Source organism: Peterkaempfera bronchialis (assembly GCF_003258605.2).
Taxonomy (GTDB): domain Bacteria; phylum Actinomycetota; class Actinomycetes; order Streptomycetales; family Streptomycetaceae; genus Peterkaempfera; species Peterkaempfera bronchialis.
Genome location: NZ_CP031264.1, coordinates 5,472,392 through 5,489,152, shown reverse-complemented (window position 1 = coordinate 5,489,152; position 16,761 = coordinate 5,472,392). Strand labels below are relative to the sequence as shown.

Here is a 16,761-nt window from a genome sequence, read left to right as displayed (position 1 = left end):
TCGACTCACCGCAGCACCCACCGGCGCACACCCCCCGCCCACGCCCCCGGCGCACGCATGTCTCACTGCGGCAGGACAGCACCGGTCCCCACCACCACGGCGTGATCCTTATGCGAGGGGTTTCTCGTAGCGGCTGACGAGGGTGGCGGGGCCGTCGTGGCGGCGTTGGCCCGGGGCGCCGCCGACCCGGGTGTCGCCGCGGTGGGTGAAGCCAGCGGACTCGTAGTAGGCGCGCAGGGCGGTGTTGGCGGCGAGGCAGTCGAGCCGGAGGTGGCGGCCGGTGTGGGCGAGGGTGGCGGCGGCCCAGTCGAGGATGCGGGCGCCGAGGCCCGCCGCGTGGCGGCGTACGGCGAGACGGTGGAGGTAGCCGGCCGGGCCGGGGTGGTCGGACCAGACGGGGTCGAACCAGTCGAGGGTGACGGTGGCGGCGGTCCGGCCGCCGGTCCGGACGATCCAGGTGTCGCCCTGGGCGATGCCCGGCTCGATCCAGGCCGCCTCGAACCGGGCGGGCCACTGGTCGACGCCCCGGCTCCGGAGCCAGGCCGCCGCCTCGTCCAGCACGGCCAGGACCTCCGTGGTCTGCTCCGGCCCGGCGCGTAGGAACTCGATGTCGTCTGCCATGACCGCGATGGTGCCAGGGGAAGGCCGCTCGCGGTCGGCGGCGGCGGTCGGTGGCGGTCGGGGGCGGGAGTGGGATGATGGAGGGGTGACACGGCGCGGCTCTGCCCCCTGTCCACAGGACACCGGTGGTGGGACCGCACGCTCCGCCGAACACGGGAGGTGCCCATGGGTCTCTCGATGCACGACCGGCAGGTCCTCGCCGATATCGAGCAGCACCTCACCGAGCGGGATCCGGCTCTGGCGCGGCTGCTCGGCAGCTTCGGCGACCGCCGCAGCCGGCTGCGGGCAGCGGTCCGGCATGCGTGGCTGGGCACGGTGGTGGTCGTGGCCGGATTGGCGTTCCTGCTGGGTATGGTGCTGCTCTCCACCGGGTCCGCCTCCCGTGACCGGGTGCTGACCGTGTGCGGGGGCTCGGCGCTGATCGGCTCCGGGCTGCTCGTGGTGGCGGTGCTGGTGGTGACCTGGCGCAGACGCCGCGCCGGCTGACGGCCGGCGGCTCTCCGTGGACGGCTCCCCGCGAAAACCGGCTGACAGCAGAAAACCGGCTGGCAGCAATCGGTTGAACAGGTCATGATGCCCTGCGGGCATCCCTGTGCGGGGGCGCCCGTGCGCCGCCGTACGGGAGATCCCCGGCTCTGCGGCGGCGGCACCTCAGACCCGGACAGGGAGTCCAATGCCGGAGACACCCACCACGGCCCGCGCCCGGGCCGTCGACCCGCTCTTCCTCGCCCTGCCGCTGCGCGGCCTCGCGGACGCCGCCCTGAGCAGAGCCCGCGCCTTGGGCGCGGCACATGCGGACTTCCGGCTGGAGCGGATCCGCAACGCCTCCTGGCGGCTGCGCGACGCCCGGCCCGCGGGGTCGTCCGACAGTGTGCAACTGGGCTTCGCCGTACGGGTGGTGCTGGAGGGCAGCTGGGGGTTCGCAGCCGGGGTGGATCTGACGCCGGAGGCCGCCGCCCGGGTGGCGGAGCAGGCGGTGGCGGTGGCCCGGCTGTCGGCCCGGGTGGGTGCGGCGGCGGGCAGCGGCGACCCGGTGGAGCTGGCCGACGAGCCGGTCTATCCGGACGCGGTGTGGGTCTCCGCGTACGACGTCAACCCCTTCGAGGTGCCGGACGCGGAGAAGACCGCGCTGCTGACGGACTGGAGCCGCCGGCTGCTGGACGCCGACGGGGTCTCCCATGTGGACGCGTCGCTGCTGACCGTGCAGGAGAACAAGTTCTACGCCGACACCGCCGGTACGGTCACCACCCAGCAGCGCATCCGGCTGCACCCGGTGATCGAGGCCGTCGCGGTGGACGAGCGCACCGGTGCCTTCGACTCGATGCGCTCCATCGCCCCGCCCGCCGGGCGCGGCTGGGAGTATCTGCGCGGCACCGGCTGGGACTGGGACCGGGAGCTGGCCGAGATCCCCGAGCTGCTGGCCGAGAAGATGAAGGCGCCGAGCGTGCGGCCCGGCCGCTACGACCTGGTGGTCGACCCGTCCAACCTCTGGCTCACCATCCATGAGTCGATCGGCCACGCCACCGAGCTGGACCGGGCGCTGGGCTACGAGGCGGCGTACGCGGGCACCTCCTTCGCCACCTTCGACAAGCTGGACACCCTGCGGTACGGCTCCGACATCATGCAGGTGACCGGTGACCGCACCGCCGAGCACGGGCTGGCCACCGTCGGCTGGGACGACGAGGGCGTGCAGACCCGGTCGTGGGACCTGATCCGGGACGGCGTACTGGTCGGCTACCAGCTGGACCGGCGGATCGCCCGCCTCAAGGGCCTGGGCCGGTCCAACGGCTGCGCCTTCGCCGACTCGCCGTCGCATGTCCCGGTGCAGCGGATGGCCAATGTGTCGCTCCGACCGGCCGACGGCGGGCCGGACACCGAGGGGCTGATCGCGGGCGTGGAGGACGGCATCTACATCGTCGGCGACCGCTCCTGGTCCATCGACATGCAGCGCTACAACTTCCAGTTCACCGGGCAGCGGTTCTACCGGATCGCCAACGGCCGGCTGGCCGGGCAGCTCAAGGACGTGGCGTACCAGGCGACCACCACCGACTTCTGGGGCTCCATGGAGGCCGTCGGCGGGCCGCAGACCTATGTCCTCGGCGGCGCCTTCAACTGCGGCAAGGCCCAGCCGGGCCAGACCGCCGCCGTCAGCCACGGCTGCCCGTCGGCGCTCTTCCGCGACGTCAATGTGCTCAACACCCAGCAGGAGGCGGGTCGCTGATGGAGTCCACCCACGGCCGGGCGACGCAGCCGGCGCCGCACGAGATCGTCGAGCGGGCGCTGGAGCTCTCCCGCGCCGACGGCTGCATCGTGATCGCCGACGAGGAGTCCTCCGCCAACCTCCGCTGGGCGGCCAACGCGCTCACCACCAACGGCGTCACCCGCAGCCGCACCCTCACCGTGATCGCCACCGTGGACGGCGCCGAGGGCACCGCCTCCGGGGTGGTCTCCCGCGAGGCGGTCACCGCCGACGAACTGGAGTCGCTGGTCCGGGCCGCCGAGCAGGCCGCCCGCGACGCGGGTCCGGCCGAGGACGCCCAGCCACTGGTCGGCGGCGCCGCCGCCGACGCCGGCTTCACCGCAGCCCCGGCCGAGACCGACATCGGCGTCTTCGGCGACTTCGCCCCCGCGCTGGGCGAGGCGTTCGCCCGCTCCAGGGACGGCGGCAGGCTGCTGTACGGGTTCGCCCGGCACGAGATGACCTCCACCTACCTGGGCACCTCCACCGGCCTGCGGCTGCGCCACGACCAGCCCACCGGCACCGTGGAGCTCAACGCCAAGACGGCCGACCTGGCGGGCTCGGCCTGGGCCGGGGCCGCCACCCGCGACTTCCGCGATGTGGACCCGGGTGCCCTGGAGGAGCAGCTGGCGCAGCGGCTGGCCTGGGGCAAGCGGCGGATCGACCTGCCGGCCGGGCGGTACGAGACGCTGCTGCCGCCGTCCGCCGTCGCCGACCTGATGGTCTACCTCGGCTGGTCGCTCGGCGGCCGGGACGCCGCCGAGGGCCGTACGGTCTTCAGCCGGACCGGCGGCGCCACCCGGCTGGGCGAGCGGCTGTCCCCGCTGCCGCTGACGCTGCGCTCGGACCCGGCGGAGCCGGGGCTGGAGTCCGCCCCGTTCGTGGTCGCGCACTCCTCCGGGGGCGACCAGTCGGCGTTCGACAACGGGCTGCCGCTGGCGGCGACCGACTGGGTGCGGGACGGCGAGCTGGCCAATCTGCTCACCAGCCGCCACTCGGCCGGGCTGACCGGGCTGCCGGTCAGGCCGTCGGTGGACAACCTGGTGCTGGAGACCGCCGACCGGGCCGGTGCGCCGACCCTGGAGGAGATGGTGGCCCGCACCGAGCGAGGGCTGCTGCTCACCTGCCTCTGGTACATCCGGGAGGTGGACCCGGCGACGCTGCTGCTCACCGGTCTCACCCGGGACGGCGTCTACCTGGTGGAGGGCGGCGAGGTGGTCGGCGCGGTCAACAACTTCCGGTTCAATGAGTCGCCGGTGGACCTGCTCGGCCGGATCACCGAGGCGGGCCGCACCGAGCGCTGCCTGCCCCGCGAGTGGGGCGACTGGTTCACCCGGGCCGCGATGCCACCCGTACGGGTGCCGGACTTCAATATGAGCTCGGTCAGCCAGGCGTCGTAGCGGCGGAAGCGGCGGCCGGCCGGGCGGGTGTTCCGCCCGGCCGCCGCCGCACACCGGCGGGGCACTACACGTTCCGCCGGCCCCACATGGGGCTGAACACGGCGATCAGCACGGCCGCCGCGCCGATCTGGAAGATGTGCCGGATCCAGTCGATGCCACTGGTGTGCCGTACGCCGAACGCCGAGGCGAGCGCATTGCCGACCAGGCCGCCGACGATGCCGAGGATGATGGTCAGCCAGAGCGGGATCGGCTGCCGACCGGGCAGCACCAGCTTGGCCAGCAGGCCGATGATGAGGCCCGCGATGATGGCCCATATGAACGACATGTTCTCTCCCTGTCGCACCCGGACCGGCGCCGGGGTGCATGGGGCATCTGCCCTCGGTGTGCGGCCGTTACTCCCTGCTGTCTTCGGGCCCGCTCACCCGGGTACCGCCGGGGCGCCCTCGTCGGGCCGGAGGGCGCGGCGTACGGTGGAAGAGGACCCGGGGATCGGAATCGGGGCGGGGACAAGGGCGGCGAGTGGGCGATGGGCAAGAGCATCGGGCGTGGAGAGGTGTTCCGGATCACCGGAGCGCGGGCCAGCCTCACGGATGATGTGCGGGGCCGTCAGCGGCGCTACATCATCTCGATGTCGATCCGCACCCTCTGTGTGATCCTCGCGGTGGTGCTGTGGAACGTGGAGCGGCCACTGGCCATCGTGGCGCTGGTGGGTGGCGCGATCCTGCCCTATATCGCCGTGGTGGTGGCCAACGCCGGCCGGGAGAACGCGCCGGGGCTGCCCAGCAGCTTCGTCCATAGCGAGCCCCCGCCGCTGGCCGGGCCGGACCGGGACGCCGAGCAGGCGTCGGAGGAGCCGGAGGAGCCGGTGACGGTGGTCGGCGAAGCGGAGGAACGGGCTCGGGAACGCAGCTGACCTGGGAGTTCACAGCTGCCCTGCGGCACCCTCGGAGCAAGCTCGAACCAATCGAGGGGTTCCCTGGTCTCAGCGGACCTTGCCCGTGTCATACTGCCTACGCGCTCCGCATCCCCCGTCGGAGCGATGGACCGACGCCGGGCGGCTCCCCCCGTGGCTGCCCGGCGTCGCCATCTGTACCGGCCCGGCGCGAGGCGCGGGCGGCGGGTGGAAGACTGGCCGGGAGACCGTCCCGGCACCGTCAGGAAACACACGATGAGCACCCCTCAGCAGCCCCAGCCCGCCTTCGGCCTCCCGCTGGGCGGTGGCGGGCCCGGCCTCGCGGCGGACGGCCCCGGGGGCGCCCCGGTCTGCTCGGCCAAGGGCTGCCGGGCGGCGGCGGTGTGGGTGCTGGCCTGGAACAACCCCAAGCTGCACACCCCCGACCGGCGCAAAACCTGGCTGGCGTGCGAGGAGCACCGCGAGCAGCTGTCGCAGTTCCTGGGCGTGCGGGGGTTCCTCAAGGATGTGGTCCCGCTGGCCGAGTGGTCGGAGCAGCCGCCGGAGTAGCCGGGCGGGCAGCCGGGCGGGGCAGGCAGCCAGTCAGGGCATGCAGGCAGGCAGGCGGCGGGGTCAGCCGCCGATGGCGGACATCGGGCGGGCAGGTTGCAGGAAGTCCGGGTCGTCGATGCCCGCACCCGCCTTCTTGCCCCACATCGCGGCCCGCCACAGGTCCGCTATCTCCGCGTCCGAGCCACCGCTGCGCAGGGCCGTGCGCAGGTCGGTCTCCTCGCGGGCGAAGAGGCAGTTGCGGACCTGGCCGTCGGCGGTGAGGCGGGTACGGTCGCAGGCGCGGCAGAACGGGCGGGTGACGGAGGCGATCACGCCCACCCGGGCCGGGCCGCCGTCCACCAGCCAGCGTTCGGCGGGGGCCGCGCCGCGCCGGGCGGCGGGCTCGGGGGTGAGGGTGAAGCGGGCGGCGAGGCGCTCCAGGATCTCCTCGGCGGTGACCATCGAGGCGCGCTGCCAGCCGTGCTGCGCGTCCAGCGGCATCTGCTCGATGAAGCGGAGCTCATAGCCGTGCTCCAGGCACCAGGCGAGCAGGTCGGGGGCCTCGTGGTCGTTGACGCCGCGCAGCAGCACGGTGTTGACCTTGACCGGGGCCAGTCCGGCCTTCTCGGCGGCGGCCAGCCCGTCCAGTACGTCCTGGTGGCGGTGGCGCCGGCTGAGGGTGTGGAAGGTGTCCGGGTCGAGGGTGTCCAGCGAGACATTGACCCGGTCCAGCCCGGCGTCGCGCAGCGCGGCGGCGGTGCGGGCGAGGCCGATGGCGTTGGTGGTGAGGGAGAGCCGGGGGCGCTGCTCCAGGGCGGCGCAGTCGGCGACGATCCCCACCAGGCCGGGGCGGAGCAGCGGTTCCCCGCCGGTGAAGCGGACCTCGGTGACGCCCAGGTCGGTGGTGGCGATGCGGACCAGCCGGACGATCTCCTCGTCGGTCAGCAGCTGCGGCTTGGCGAGCCACTGCATCCCCTCCTCGGGCATGCAGTAGGTGCACCGCAGATTGCAGCGGTCGGTCAGCGACACGCGCAGATCGACGGCTGTGCGGCCGAAGGAGTCGATGAGTACGGCGGCCACCTCCTCATTCCTCGGCCCAGCTTAATCGCTGGGTCGAACAGCGGAGGTGGCCGCCGTATGACCTGCCCGGTGCGGTGGACCCGGCTCAGTGGGCCCCGAGGCCGGTCAGCGAGCGCACCTCCAGTTCGGCGTACTTGGCGGGGTCGGCGGTCTCCTTGGAGAGCAGGGTGCCGATCCAGCCGAGCAGGAAGCCGATGGGGATGGAGACCAGTCCGGGGTTCTCCAGCGGGAACCAGGCGAAGTCGGAGCCCGGGACCAGCGAGGTGGGCTTGCCGGAGACCACCGGGGAGAAGACCACCAGCAGCACCGAGGTGGCCAGGCCGCCGTAGATGGAGCAGACGGCTCCGGTGGTGGTGAACCGCTTCCAGAAGAGGCTGTAGAGCAGCGTCGGCAGGTTGGCGGAGGCTGCCACCGCGAAGGCCAGGGCGACCAGGGCCGCTGCGTTGAGCTTGTCCGCGAAGAGGGAGAGCAGGATGGCGATGGCGCCGATCACCACGGCGGCGATCTTGGCCGTGGAGACCTCCTCCCGCTCCCCCGCCTTGCCGCGCCGGATCACATTGGCCCACAGGTCATGGGCGAAGGAGGCGGAGGAGGCCAGGGTGAGTCCGGCGACCACGGCCAGGATGGTGGCGAAGGCCACCGCCGAGATCACCGCGAGCAGGATCGCGCCCCCGGTGGACCCGGCTCCGCCGCCGACCGCCTCGGCGAGCTGCGGGGCGGCGGTGTTGCCCGCCGCGTTGGACGCCTTGATGGCGTCCGGGCCGACCAGGGCGGCGGCGCCGAAGCCCAGGGCGAGGGTCATCAGATAGAAGGCGCCGATGATGCCGATGGCCCAGATCACCGACTTGCGGGCGGCGTGCGCGGTGGGGACGGTGTAGAAGCGGACCAGGATGTGCGGCAGTCCGGCGGTGCCCAGCACCAGGGCGACGGCCAGGCTGAGGAAGTCGAGTTTGGTGGTCCCGGTCAGTCCGTACTTGAGCCCTGGTTCCAGGAAGGCCGCGCCCTTGCCGCTGGCCTCGGAGGCGGCGCCGAGCAGCGACGACGGGTTGAAGTGGTACTTGGCCAGCACCAGGATCGTGATCAGCAGGGTGCCGGCGATCAGCAGCACCGCCTTGACGATCTGCACCCAGGTGGTGCCCTTCATCCCGCCGATGGCGACATAGAGCACCATCAGCGCGCCGACCCCGACGATGGTCCACTGCTTGGGGGCGTCGCCGGTGACGCCGAGCAGCAGGGCCACCAGGGAGCCGGCGCCGACCATCTGGGCCAGCAGGTAGAAGATCGACACCACAATGGTGGAGATGCCCGCCGCGGTGCGGACCGGGCGCTGGCGCATCCGGAAGGCCAGGACGTCGGCCATGGTGTAGCGGCCGGAGTTGCGCAGGGGTTCGGCGACCAGCAGCAGGGCGACCAGCCAGGCGACCAGGAAGCCGATGGAGTAGAGGAAGCCGTCGTAGCCGAAGAGGGCGATGGCGCCGGCGATACCGAGGAAGGACGCGGCGGACATGTAGTCGCCGGAGATGGCGAGGCCGTTCTGGAAGCCGGTGAAGGAGCGTCCGCCGGCGTAGAAGTCGGTGGCGTCCTTGGTCTGGCGGCCGGCCCAGATGGTGATGCCCAGGGTAATCAGTACAAAGATGGTGAAAAGGGTAATGGTCAGGGTGCGGTGCTCGGTGGCGCCGGCGGAGAGCAGGACCGAGGCGGTCATTCGACACCCTCCTGGGAGGCGGAGAAGCGCTCGCGGATCGCGGCGGCGGGCGGGTCCAGTCGGCGGGCCGCGTGGCGGGAGTAGAGCCAGGCGATGGCAAAGGTGGTGGCGAACTGGAGCAGGCCCATCACCAGGGCGACATTGATGTGGCCGACCACGGTGGTGCCCATGAAGCCGCCGGCGTAGTTGGAGAGCAGCACATAGAGCAGGTACCAGGCGATGAAGCCCACCGTGAGCGGGAAGGCGAAGCCCCGGAAGGCGCGACGCAGTCCGTGGAACTCCTCGCCGTCAGCGATGCGTTGGAGCTGCTGAGGGTCGGGTCCTGCCGGTGCGGGTGGAGCGTCGGGCTGCGGTGTGGTGTCCACTCGGTCTCTCCTGCGTCGTCGGGATGCGCGCGGCGTGCTGACCGTTCATGAGAGGGCATGGCGAAGCAGCGAAGTGACGTGGCGTCACATGACGTGACGTGCGCCACTTCTTTACGCTTCTTTGTACATCCGCCGCATGATAGGGCCGCAAACCAGAACGTGACAGGGCCCCGACAGAGTCCAAGGTGACCTGCGGAGACGCATGCGGACCGGACGGGTGATGGCCGAGGCCGGACGTTGACCGCAGGGCGGGGCGCGGGCCGGACTCCGGGGGCCGGATGACGGTGATCGATCCGTCACTGTCGGCGGTTGCCCTTATGGTGATCCATCATGCACGCGCTCCAGCCTCCGGAGGGGGAGGCCCAGTGGTCCGCCCCCTTCGCCTGCCCGCCGCCGCCCACCTGGCCCACCGCATACCCCGAGGGGTATGCGGTGGTCGACGTGGAGACCACCGGACTGGGCCGCAGCGACCGCATCGTGTCAGCCGCCGTGTACCGGCTGGACGGGCGCGGCGAGGTGGTCGACCACTGGTACAGCCCCGTCAACCCCCAGCGGGACCCGGGCCCGGTGTGGATCCACGGCCTCACCAGCGAGATGCTCGACGGCGCCCCCACCTTCCCCGAGGTGGCGGAGGAGCTGGCGGCGCGGCTGGCCGGGCGGGTGCTGGTCGCCCACAATGCGCTCTTCGACTGGAACATGATCGCCCATGAGTTCCTGCGGATGGGCGGCGCCGCCCCCGTCGAGCAGCGGCTCTGCACCATCGTGCTCTCCCGGGACCTGCGCCTCCCGCTGCCCAACCACAAGCTGGAGTCGCTGGCCGCGCACTTCGGGGTGGAGCAGCAGCGGGCCCACCATGCGCTGGACGACGCCCGGGTGCTGGCCGAGGCATTCCGGCCCAGCCTGCGCCTGGCGGCGGCGGCCGGTCTGGCACTGCCGCTGACCGCCTGTGTACCGCCGGTCGAGTCGGCCGACCCCCGGCCGTCGCTGCCCGGCGCCCGGAGCGGCTCCTCCTCCTGGGGGTCGTACCGTCCCTCGCGCAGGCGGCCGACCTGCCCCTACCCCAACCCGGGGCGGTGGCAGCAGGGCGGCCCGCTGGTCCAGGGCATGCGGGTGGCGTTCACCGGCGACACCGCGACCGACCGGGAGCTGCTGGAGGATCGCGCGATCGAGGCCGGGCTGCATATCGCCTCGTCGGTGAGCCGGCTCACCAGCCTGCTGGTCACCAATGAGCCCGGCAGCTGGTCCGGCAAGGCGCGGCGGGCCCGGGAGGTGGGCACCCCGACCATGGACGAGCAGGCGTTTCTGCAGCTGCTGCGCGACGTGGCGCCGCACACCTCCGTGCCGCACCCGGGCGGGCCGCCGCGCTGACCCCGCCGGCGGCTTGAGCCGCCTGAGCGGCCCGAGCGGCCGGGGCGCCCCCCGGCGCGGGTGATCCCCGATCGCAGCGGTACCGTTCCGGTGTGTACCGATTTCTGCTCTCCCGGCGCTGGGTGATCACGACGCTGCTGGCGCTGCTGCTGGTGCCCGTGATGATCCGGCTGGGCTTCTGGCAGTTGCACCGCCATGAGGCCAGGGTGGCCCGCAACACCCTGATCGCCGACAACCTGGCGGCGAAGCCGGTACCGATCGGGTCGCTGACCAGCCCCGGGTTCCAGGTCCCCGGCGACCTCACCTGGCGGACCGTCAGCGCCTCCGGGCACTACGACCCGGCGCATGAGTTCGTGGTGCGGCAGCGCACCGACTCCGGGGGCGACCGGATCGGCTACTTCGTGATCACCCCGCTGGTCACCGACGACGGGGACACGGTGCTGGTCAACCGGGGCTGGGTGGACTCCGGCGACGACGCCACCGCCTACCCGAAGGTACCGGCGGCGCCGAGCGGCGAGGTCACCGTGACCGGACGGCTGCGCGCCGACGAGACCTCGCGCAGCAGCGGAATCCGCGAGCGGGGCGGGCTGCCGGACCGGCAGTACATGCTGATCAACAGCGGGCAGCAGGCCGACCGGCTGAGCGGGCCGGTGCTCGGCGGCTATATCGAGCTGGCCTCCACCGCACCCGAGCCCCGGGTCCACGCCCAGCAGCTGCCGCAGCCCGACCACTCGGACATCGGCCCCCATATGGCCTACGCCGTGCAGTGGTGGCTCTTCACCGCGATGGTGCCGGTCGGCTGGGTGGTGCTGGTACGGCGCGAGGCCAAGGACCTGAGGGCGCAGCGTACGGCCGAGCAGGCCGAGGCGGCAGGCGGCGAGCCGGAGCCCTCCCCCGCCCCGGCGGCGGTGGCCGGGCAGTAGCCCGGGGGCCGGACCGGCGCTGCCCGGGAGGAGCGGCGGGGCCGACTTCCGATGGCGGGGGTAGCGGCGGCGTGGAGGGGTAAAGACCGGTGTGGGGCCGTGCGGGCACCTGACCTCCCGCACGGCCTCACACATCTGCCCAGGTGGCCGCCCCCGTCGGCGGCGGCACTGGTCGGGTCGGGGGATCGGGTTCGCGCCGGGGCCGGGTCGGGGCGGGCTGGGCGGGGTGCGGAAGGCACTATGGGGCCATGGATCTTGGACTGCGGGACAGAGTCTTCATCGTGACCGGCTCCACCCGAGGGCTGGGGCTGGCCACCGCCCACCGGTTGGTGGAGGAGGGCGCGCGGGTCGTGGTGACCGGGCGCGAGCAGGAGCCGGTGGACAAGGCCGTCGCCGAACTGGGCGGTCTGCCCAGGGCCCTCGGGGTGGCGGCCGACAATGCCGACAGCAGCACTCCCGAGCGGCTGATCGCCGCCGCCCAGGCCCGGTTCGGGCGGCTGGACGGGGTGCTGATCAGCGTCGGCGGCCCGCCGGCGGGTGCCGTCACGGCGATGGAGGACGACCACTGGCGGGACGCCTTCGAGTCGGTCTTCCTGGGTGCGGTGCGGCTGGCCCGGGCGGCGGCGGCAGCGCTGGGCGAGGGCGGGGTGATCGGCTTTGTGCTCTCCTCGTCCGTACGGGAGCCGATCGGCGGCCTGGGCATCTCCAACGGGCTGCGGCCCGGCCTGGCCATGGCCGCCAAGAGCCTGGCGGACGAACTGGGCCCGCGCGGCATCCGGGTGGTCGGGCTGCTCCCGGGCCGGATCGACACCGACCGGGTACGGGCGCTGGACGCGCTCAGCGGCGACCCGCACACCACCCGGGAACGCGCCGCCGCCGCCATCCCCCTGCGGCGCTACGGCACCCCCGAGGAGTTCGGCCGGGTCGCCGCCTTCCTGCTCTCCCCGGCCGCCTCCTACGTGACCGGGGCCATGGTCCCGGTGGACGGCGGCGCCCTGCGCGGCCTCTGACAGTCGGCACCCGCCGGGCCGCCGTCTGTGGTCAGTCGCCGAGGCCGGAGAGGTCGCGGAGGCGGCGGGCTTGGGCGGCGCGTTCGGCGGCGCGTTGGTCGTCGTAGGTGCGGGCGGCGGCGCCCTGGAGGAGGGCCTTGGTCTCATTGACGGCGGCGCGGGGGGCGGCGAGCAGGGCGGCGGCCAGGTCACGGGCGGCGGCGTCCAGCTCGGCGGCGGGCACCGCGAGGTTGGCCAGCCCGGTGCGGACGGCCTCGTCGGCGTGGACCCAGCGGCCGGTGGCGCAGATCTCCAGCGCCCGGGCGTAGCCGACCAGCGCGGTGAGCGGCTTGGTCCCGGCCAGGTCGGGGACCAGGCCCAGGGAGGTCTCCTTCATGGCGAACTGCGCGTCCTCGGCGACCACCCGGAGGTCGCAGGCGAGGGCGAGCTGGAAGCCGGCCCCCACCGCGTGGCCCTGTACGGCGGCGACGGTCACCAGGTCGGGGCGGCGCCACCAGGTGAAGGCGTCCTGGTAGGCGGCGATGGCGGCGTCCAGCGCGGCGTCGTCGGCCCGGGCCAGCGCGGTGAAGCCGGGCTCCCCGGGGATGCCGTCCGGGGTGAACATGGCACGGTCCAGCCCGGCGGAGAAGGAGACGCCCTCGGCGCGCAGCACCACGACCCGTACCGTGCCCGGCAGCGAGCGCCCGACGGCGGCCAGCGCCCGCCACATGGCCGGGGTCTGGGCGTTGCGCCGCTGCGGGTGGCAGAGGGTGACGGTGGCGAGCTCGCCCTCCAGGCCGAGGCGGACGCCCGCCTGCTCCCACTCCCCCGGCTCGGCGCCGTGGCCACCCGGCGGCTGCGAGGCGGCGGTCGGGGCGGATCGGTCGGCGGGCATGGTCACAGCAGCCTCCGTGGTCGCGTGCGGTCCCCGTACGGGGATGCTACCGAAGAGTAACCACGGGGGCGCGACAATCGGCGGCCGGGGCACATCCCGGGTCCGGCGCGCACAGCGGCCGGACCCGGCGGCTACCCCGCCGCCGAGTCGCCTGGTTCCGGGTACATACGTTGTGGTTCGGTACGGCCCGGCGCGGCACACCCGGTCGGTCCGGGCCCACCCGCCGGTGCGGCGACCGGTCAGGAACCGGCGACCGCCGCAGTCTTGGCCTTGCCGCGCGTGGCACCGCCCCGGCCCCGAAGGGTCACTCCGGACTCACTGAGCATGCGGTGCACGAAGCCGTAGGAGCGACCGGTCTCCTCCGCGAGGGCGCGAATGCTCGCCCCGGAGTCATACTTCTTCTTCAGCTCGGCCGCGAGCTTCTCACGTGCGACACCGGTCACCCGGCTGCCCTTTTTCAGAGTCTCGGCCACCCGTGCCTCCTCGTTGCAGTGCTCGATCGGATTCCCATGATCACCCATGGGGGGCATCCTGGCCACCCATTCCGCAAGGTCGATACCGGGAAAGTGCGCACTCCCGGTGGCACCCGCCTGCCGCAAGGGCGCCCGGCCTTCACCCGCACGCCCCCGAAGAGCGCCGGTCACATCCAAGAAATACCTGATCAAGGCGGTTTTACGAGTAAAACAGAAGGCAAATAACGGCAGATGGCAACGGTTCCCCCCGAATGAGCGGAACCGTTGCCACCGGATAAGTGCTCTTCTGCGCCGGATGAACGATCCGGGCCGGTCTCAGGCGAGCGAGACCAGATCCGCGTAGTCCGCGCTCCACAGGTCCTCGACGCCGTCCGGCAGCAGGATGATCCGCTCCGGCTGGAGGGCGTCCACCGCGCCCTCGTCATGGGTGACCAGCACCACGGCGCCGGTGAAGGAGCGCAGCGCGCCCAGGATCTCCTCGCGGCTGGCCGGGTCGAGGTTGTTGGTGGGCTCGTCCAGCAGCAGCACATTGGCGCTGGAGACCACCAGGGTGGCCAGCGCCAGCCGGGTCTTCTCACCGCCGGAGAGCACCCTGGCCGGCTTGTCCACGTCGTCGCCGGAGAAGAGGAACGAGCCGAGGATCTTGCGGATCTCGACCAGGTCCATGTCGGGGGCGGCGGTGCGCATGTTCTCCAGCACGGTGCGGTCCGGGTCCAGGGTCTCGTGCTCCTGGGCGTAGTAGCCGAGCTTGAGGCCGTGGCCGGGCAGCACCTCGCCGGTGTCGGGCTGCTCCACCCCGGCGAGCATCCGCAGCAGGGTGGTCTTGCCGGCGCCGTTGAGGCCGAGGACGACGACCCGGGAGCCCCGGTCGATGGCCAGGTCCACGCCGGTGAAGATCTCCAGCGAGCCATAGGACTTGGAGAGGTCCTCGGCGGTCAGCGGGGTCTTCCCGCAGGGCGCCGGGTCGGGGAAGCGCAGCTTGGCGACCCGGTCGCTGCGGCGCACCTGCTCCAGCCCGGAGAGCAGCTTCTCGGCGCGGCGGGCCATGTTCTGCGCGGCGACGGTCTTGGTGGCCTTGGCGCGCATCTTGTCGGCCTGGGAGTTGAGCGCGGCGGCCTTCTTCTCGGCGTTGGCGCGCTCGCGCTTGCGGCGCTTCTCGTCGGCCTCGCGCTGCTGCTGGTACTGCTTCCAGCCCATGTTGTAGACGTCGATGCAGGAGCGGTTGGCGTCCAGGTAGAAGACCTTGTTGACCACGGTCTCCACCAGGTTGATGTCGTGGGAGATCACGATGAAGCCGCCGCGGTAGGTCTTCAGGAAGTCCCGCAGCCACATGATCGAGTCGGCGTCGAGGTGGTTGGTGGGCTCGTCCAGCAGCAGCACGTCGGAGTCGGAGAAGAGGATCCGGGCGAGCTCCACCCGGCGGCGCTGACCACCGGAGAGGGTGTGCAGCGGCTGGCCCAGCACCCGGTCGGGCAGGCCGAGGCTGGCGGCGATGGTGGCGGCCTCCGCCTCGGCGGCATAGCCGCCCTTGGTGAGGAACTCGGTCTCCAGCCGCGAGTACTTCTTCATGGCGTTGTCGCGGGTGGCGCCCTTGCCGGTGGCGATCTTCTCCTCGGCGATGCGCATATTGCGCAGCACCGCGTCCAGGCCCCGGGCGGAGAGCACCCGGTCGCGGGCGAGTACGTCGAGGTCGCCGGTGCGGGGGTCCTGCGGCAGGTAGCCGACCTGGCCGGAGCGGGTGACCGTGCCGGCGGCGGGGATGCCGTCACCGGCGAGGATCTTGGTGAGGGTGGTCTTGCCGGCTCCGTTGCGGCCGACCAGGCCGATCCGGTCGCCGGGGCCGACCCGGAAGCTGGCGGACTCGATGAGGACGCGGGCGCCGGCGCGCAGTTCCACGGCGTTGGCGGCGATCATGGCGGGGAGGACTCCTGGGAGCTGGTCGGCCCCGGGCGCGCGGGAGGGCGCGGCTCGGCGGGGACCGGGGAGGGCGGGGGCCAGGTGGTGCGGGAGCGGGGCCGCGCGCCGCTAATGCCCGGAGAGAACAGCCATGCGGGTCAGTCTACCGCCCGGCGGAAGCGGCCCCGGAGGATTTACCCGCCGCCCGCCCACCGCCCGCCTCACCGCCCGCCCACCGCCCGCCCCGCCAGCCACCCCGCCGGGCCGCCGAACCGGCCGCAACGGCAGCCGTGAGCAGGGCCGTTCGCGACGATAGGATGCGCAGCGACGTGCGGTCACGCCCGGAGCGAAGCTGCGGCGAGGCCCGTACGGCAGCCGGGAATCCGCCCCACAGGCGGGTCCGGACGGCGGACGCGATGCGCCCGGGCACGGGCACGGGCTGTTACCGAGGTGGAACAGAATGCAGTTCGACGACGAGGCCGAGCTGGACGCCTCCCAGGTGGAGGACCGGCGCGGCGTGTCCGGCGGGCAGATCGCGCTGGGCGGCGGGGCCCTGGGCATCATCGGGCTGCTGCTCGCCCTCTTCCTCGGCGTCAGCCCCGACAAGCTGGGGCTGACCGGCAGCTCCGGGGGCACCTCCGCCGGGCTCTCCGGGCGGCCCGCCACCAACGACGAGCTGCGCCGCACCTGCCGTAGCGGCGCGGACGCCAACACCAAGGACGACTGCCGCATCCTCGCGGTGGTCAACAGCGTGCAGGGGTTCTGGGCGGACGAGTTCCGCAGCCGGGGCAGCCGGTATCAGAGCGCCCCGACGGTGTTCTTCACCAAGCAGGTCTCCACCGCCTGCGGCTCCGCCACCTCCGCCGTCGGCCCCTTCTACTGCCCCGGCGACCGCAAGGCCTACCTGGACCTGGACTTCTTCGGCGAGCTGCGCAGCACCTTCGGAGCCAAGGGCGGCCCGTTCGCGCAGGCGTATGTGGTGGCCCATGAGTACGGGCACCACATCCAGACCCTGCTGGGCACCATGGACCGGGTGGGGAACGACCGCGAGGGCGCGGACAGCGCCTCGGTGCGGCTGGAGCTCCAGGCCGACTGCTACGCCGGGGTGTGGGCCCACCACGCGGCGACCACCCCGCAGGCGTCCACCGGCCGGCCGCTGATCAAGAGGCTGACCCGGGAGGACATCGCGGACGGCCTGGACGCGGCGGCGGCGGTCGGCGACGACCGCATCCAGCAGCGCTTCCAGGGCCGGGTCACCCCCGACACCTGGACGCATGGCTCGTCGGCGCAGCGGCAGCAGTGGTTCACCACCGGGTACACCACCGGTGACATGGCCCGCTGCGACACCTTCGTCGGCCGCTGA

17 protein-coding genes are annotated in these 16,761 nt (G+C 72.9%); 9 read left to right on the top strand and 8 right to left on the bottom strand.

Annotated elements, in window-relative coordinates:
* Positions 1-108: 108 nt before the first annotated feature.
* Positions 109-621: a GNAT family N-acetyltransferase gene (locus C7M71_RS24220; RefSeq protein WP_111490351.1), complete on the bottom strand. Its 513-nt coding sequence runs from the start codon at positions 619-621 to the stop codon at positions 109-111.
* A gap of 165 nt (positions 622-786) precedes the next feature.
* Between C7M71_RS24220 and C7M71_RS24215 the strand changes: the two genes are divergently transcribed.
* The 3 genes from C7M71_RS24215 (at position 787) to C7M71_RS24205 (ending at position 4,260) form a co-directional block, all read left to right on the top strand.
* Complete coding sequence (locus C7M71_RS24215; RefSeq protein ID WP_111490352.1) at positions 787-1,107, top strand: DUF3040 domain-containing protein; 321 nt, start codon at positions 787-789, stop codon at positions 1,105-1,107.
* A 187-nt stretch (positions 1,108-1,294) separates the two neighbouring features.
* Positions 1,295-2,842, top strand: coding sequence for a TldD/PmbA family protein (locus C7M71_RS24210; RefSeq protein ID WP_111490353.1), 1,548 nt, complete (start codon positions 1,295-1,297; stop codon positions 2,840-2,842).
* On the top strand, positions 2,842-4,260 hold the full coding sequence (locus C7M71_RS24205; RefSeq protein WP_111490354.1) for a metallopeptidase TldD-related protein: 1,419 nt from the start codon (positions 2,842-2,844) through the stop codon (positions 4,258-4,260). Before C7M71_RS24210 ends, C7M71_RS24205 begins: the two co-directional genes overlap by 1 nt.
* 64 nt (positions 4,261-4,324) lie before the next feature.
* On the opposite strand, the gene C7M71_RS24200 is transcribed toward C7M71_RS24205, so the two are convergent.
* Positions 4,325-4,585, bottom strand: a complete 261-nt coding sequence (locus C7M71_RS24200) for a GlsB/YeaQ/YmgE family stress response membrane protein (RefSeq protein WP_111490355.1) — start codon at positions 4,583-4,585, stop codon at positions 4,325-4,327.
* A 201-nt stretch (positions 4,586-4,786) separates the two neighbouring features.
* Here C7M71_RS24200 and C7M71_RS24195 point away from each other — a divergent pair, with 201 nt between their 5' ends.
* Together C7M71_RS24195 and C7M71_RS24190 are read left to right on the top strand one after the other, a co-directional pair.
* Entirely contained in the window at positions 4,787-5,173 is a 387-nt protein-coding gene (locus tag C7M71_RS24195; protein ID WP_111490356.1) for a DUF3099 domain-containing protein, read from the top strand.
* Between the two features lie 255 nt (positions 5,174-5,428).
* Entirely contained in the window at positions 5,429-5,722 is a 294-nt protein-coding gene (locus tag C7M71_RS24190; protein ID WP_229758880.1) for a hypothetical protein, read from the top strand.
* Between the two features lie 63 nt (positions 5,723-5,785).
* Here C7M71_RS24190 and moaA read toward each other — a convergent pair whose 3' ends face one another.
* From moaA to C7M71_RS24175, 3 genes are all read right to left on the bottom strand, one after another.
* The gene (moaA, locus tag C7M71_RS24185; protein ID WP_111490357.1) at positions 5,786-6,784 is read right to left on the bottom strand and encodes a GTP 3',8-cyclase MoaA; all 999 of its coding nucleotides are present in this window, start codon (positions 6,782-6,784) and stop codon (positions 5,786-5,788) included.
* Positions 6,785-6,869: 85 nt separating this feature from the next.
* Positions 6,870-8,489: a solute symporter family protein gene (locus tag C7M71_RS24180; RefSeq protein ID WP_111490358.1), complete on the bottom strand. Its 1,620-nt coding sequence runs from the start codon at positions 8,487-8,489 to the stop codon at positions 6,870-6,872.
* Positions 8,486-8,854: a DUF485 domain-containing protein gene (locus tag C7M71_RS24175; RefSeq protein WP_111490359.1), complete on the bottom strand. Its 369-nt coding sequence runs from the start codon at positions 8,852-8,854 to the stop codon at positions 8,486-8,488. The genes C7M71_RS24180 and C7M71_RS24175 overlap by 4 nt, the downstream gene beginning before the upstream one ends.
* Before the next feature lie 330 nt (positions 8,855-9,184).
* Here C7M71_RS24175 and C7M71_RS24170 point away from each other — a divergent pair, with 330 nt between their 5' ends.
* The 3 genes from C7M71_RS24170 (at position 9,185) to C7M71_RS24160 (ending at position 12,155) form a co-directional block, all read left to right on the top strand.
* Complete coding sequence (locus C7M71_RS24170; RefSeq protein WP_111490360.1) at positions 9,185-10,222, top strand: DEDDh family exonuclease; 1,038 nt, start codon at positions 9,185-9,187, stop codon at positions 10,220-10,222.
* A 92-nt stretch (positions 10,223-10,314) separates the two neighbouring features.
* Entirely contained in the window at positions 10,315-11,145 is an 831-nt protein-coding gene (locus C7M71_RS24165) for an SURF1 family cytochrome oxidase biogenesis protein (RefSeq protein WP_111490361.1), read from the top strand.
* A 248-nt stretch (positions 11,146-11,393) separates the two neighbouring features.
* A complete protein-coding gene (locus tag C7M71_RS24160; protein ID WP_111490362.1) occupies positions 11,394-12,155 on the top strand; it encodes an SDR family oxidoreductase in 762 nt (253 codons plus the stop codon).
* 31 nt (positions 12,156-12,186) lie between these two features.
* On the opposite strand, the gene C7M71_RS24155 is transcribed toward C7M71_RS24160, so the two are convergent.
* The 3 genes from C7M71_RS24155 to C7M71_RS24145 all read right to left on the bottom strand — a co-directional run bounded on the left by C7M71_RS24155 (position 12,187) and on the right by C7M71_RS24145 (position 15,416).
* Entirely contained in the window at positions 12,187-13,029 is an 843-nt protein-coding gene (locus tag C7M71_RS24155; RefSeq protein WP_111490368.1) for an enoyl-CoA hydratase/isomerase family protein, read from the bottom strand.
* 239 nt (positions 13,030-13,268) lie between these two features.
* Complete coding sequence (locus C7M71_RS24150; RefSeq protein WP_175607736.1) at positions 13,269-13,502, bottom strand: helix-turn-helix domain-containing protein; 234 nt, start codon at positions 13,500-13,502, stop codon at positions 13,269-13,271.
* Positions 13,503-13,817: 315 nt separating this feature from the next.
* A complete protein-coding gene (locus C7M71_RS24145; protein ID WP_111490364.1) occupies positions 13,818-15,416 on the bottom strand; it encodes an ABC-F family ATP-binding cassette domain-containing protein in 1,599 nt (532 codons plus the stop codon).
* A gap of 442 nt (positions 15,417-15,858) precedes the next feature.
* Between C7M71_RS24145 and ypfJ the strand changes: the two genes are divergently transcribed.
* The gene (gene ypfJ, locus C7M71_RS24140) at positions 15,859-16,761 is read left to right on the top strand and encodes a KPN_02809 family neutral zinc metallopeptidase (protein WP_111490365.1); all 903 of its coding nucleotides are present in this window, start codon (positions 15,859-15,861) and stop codon (positions 16,759-16,761) included.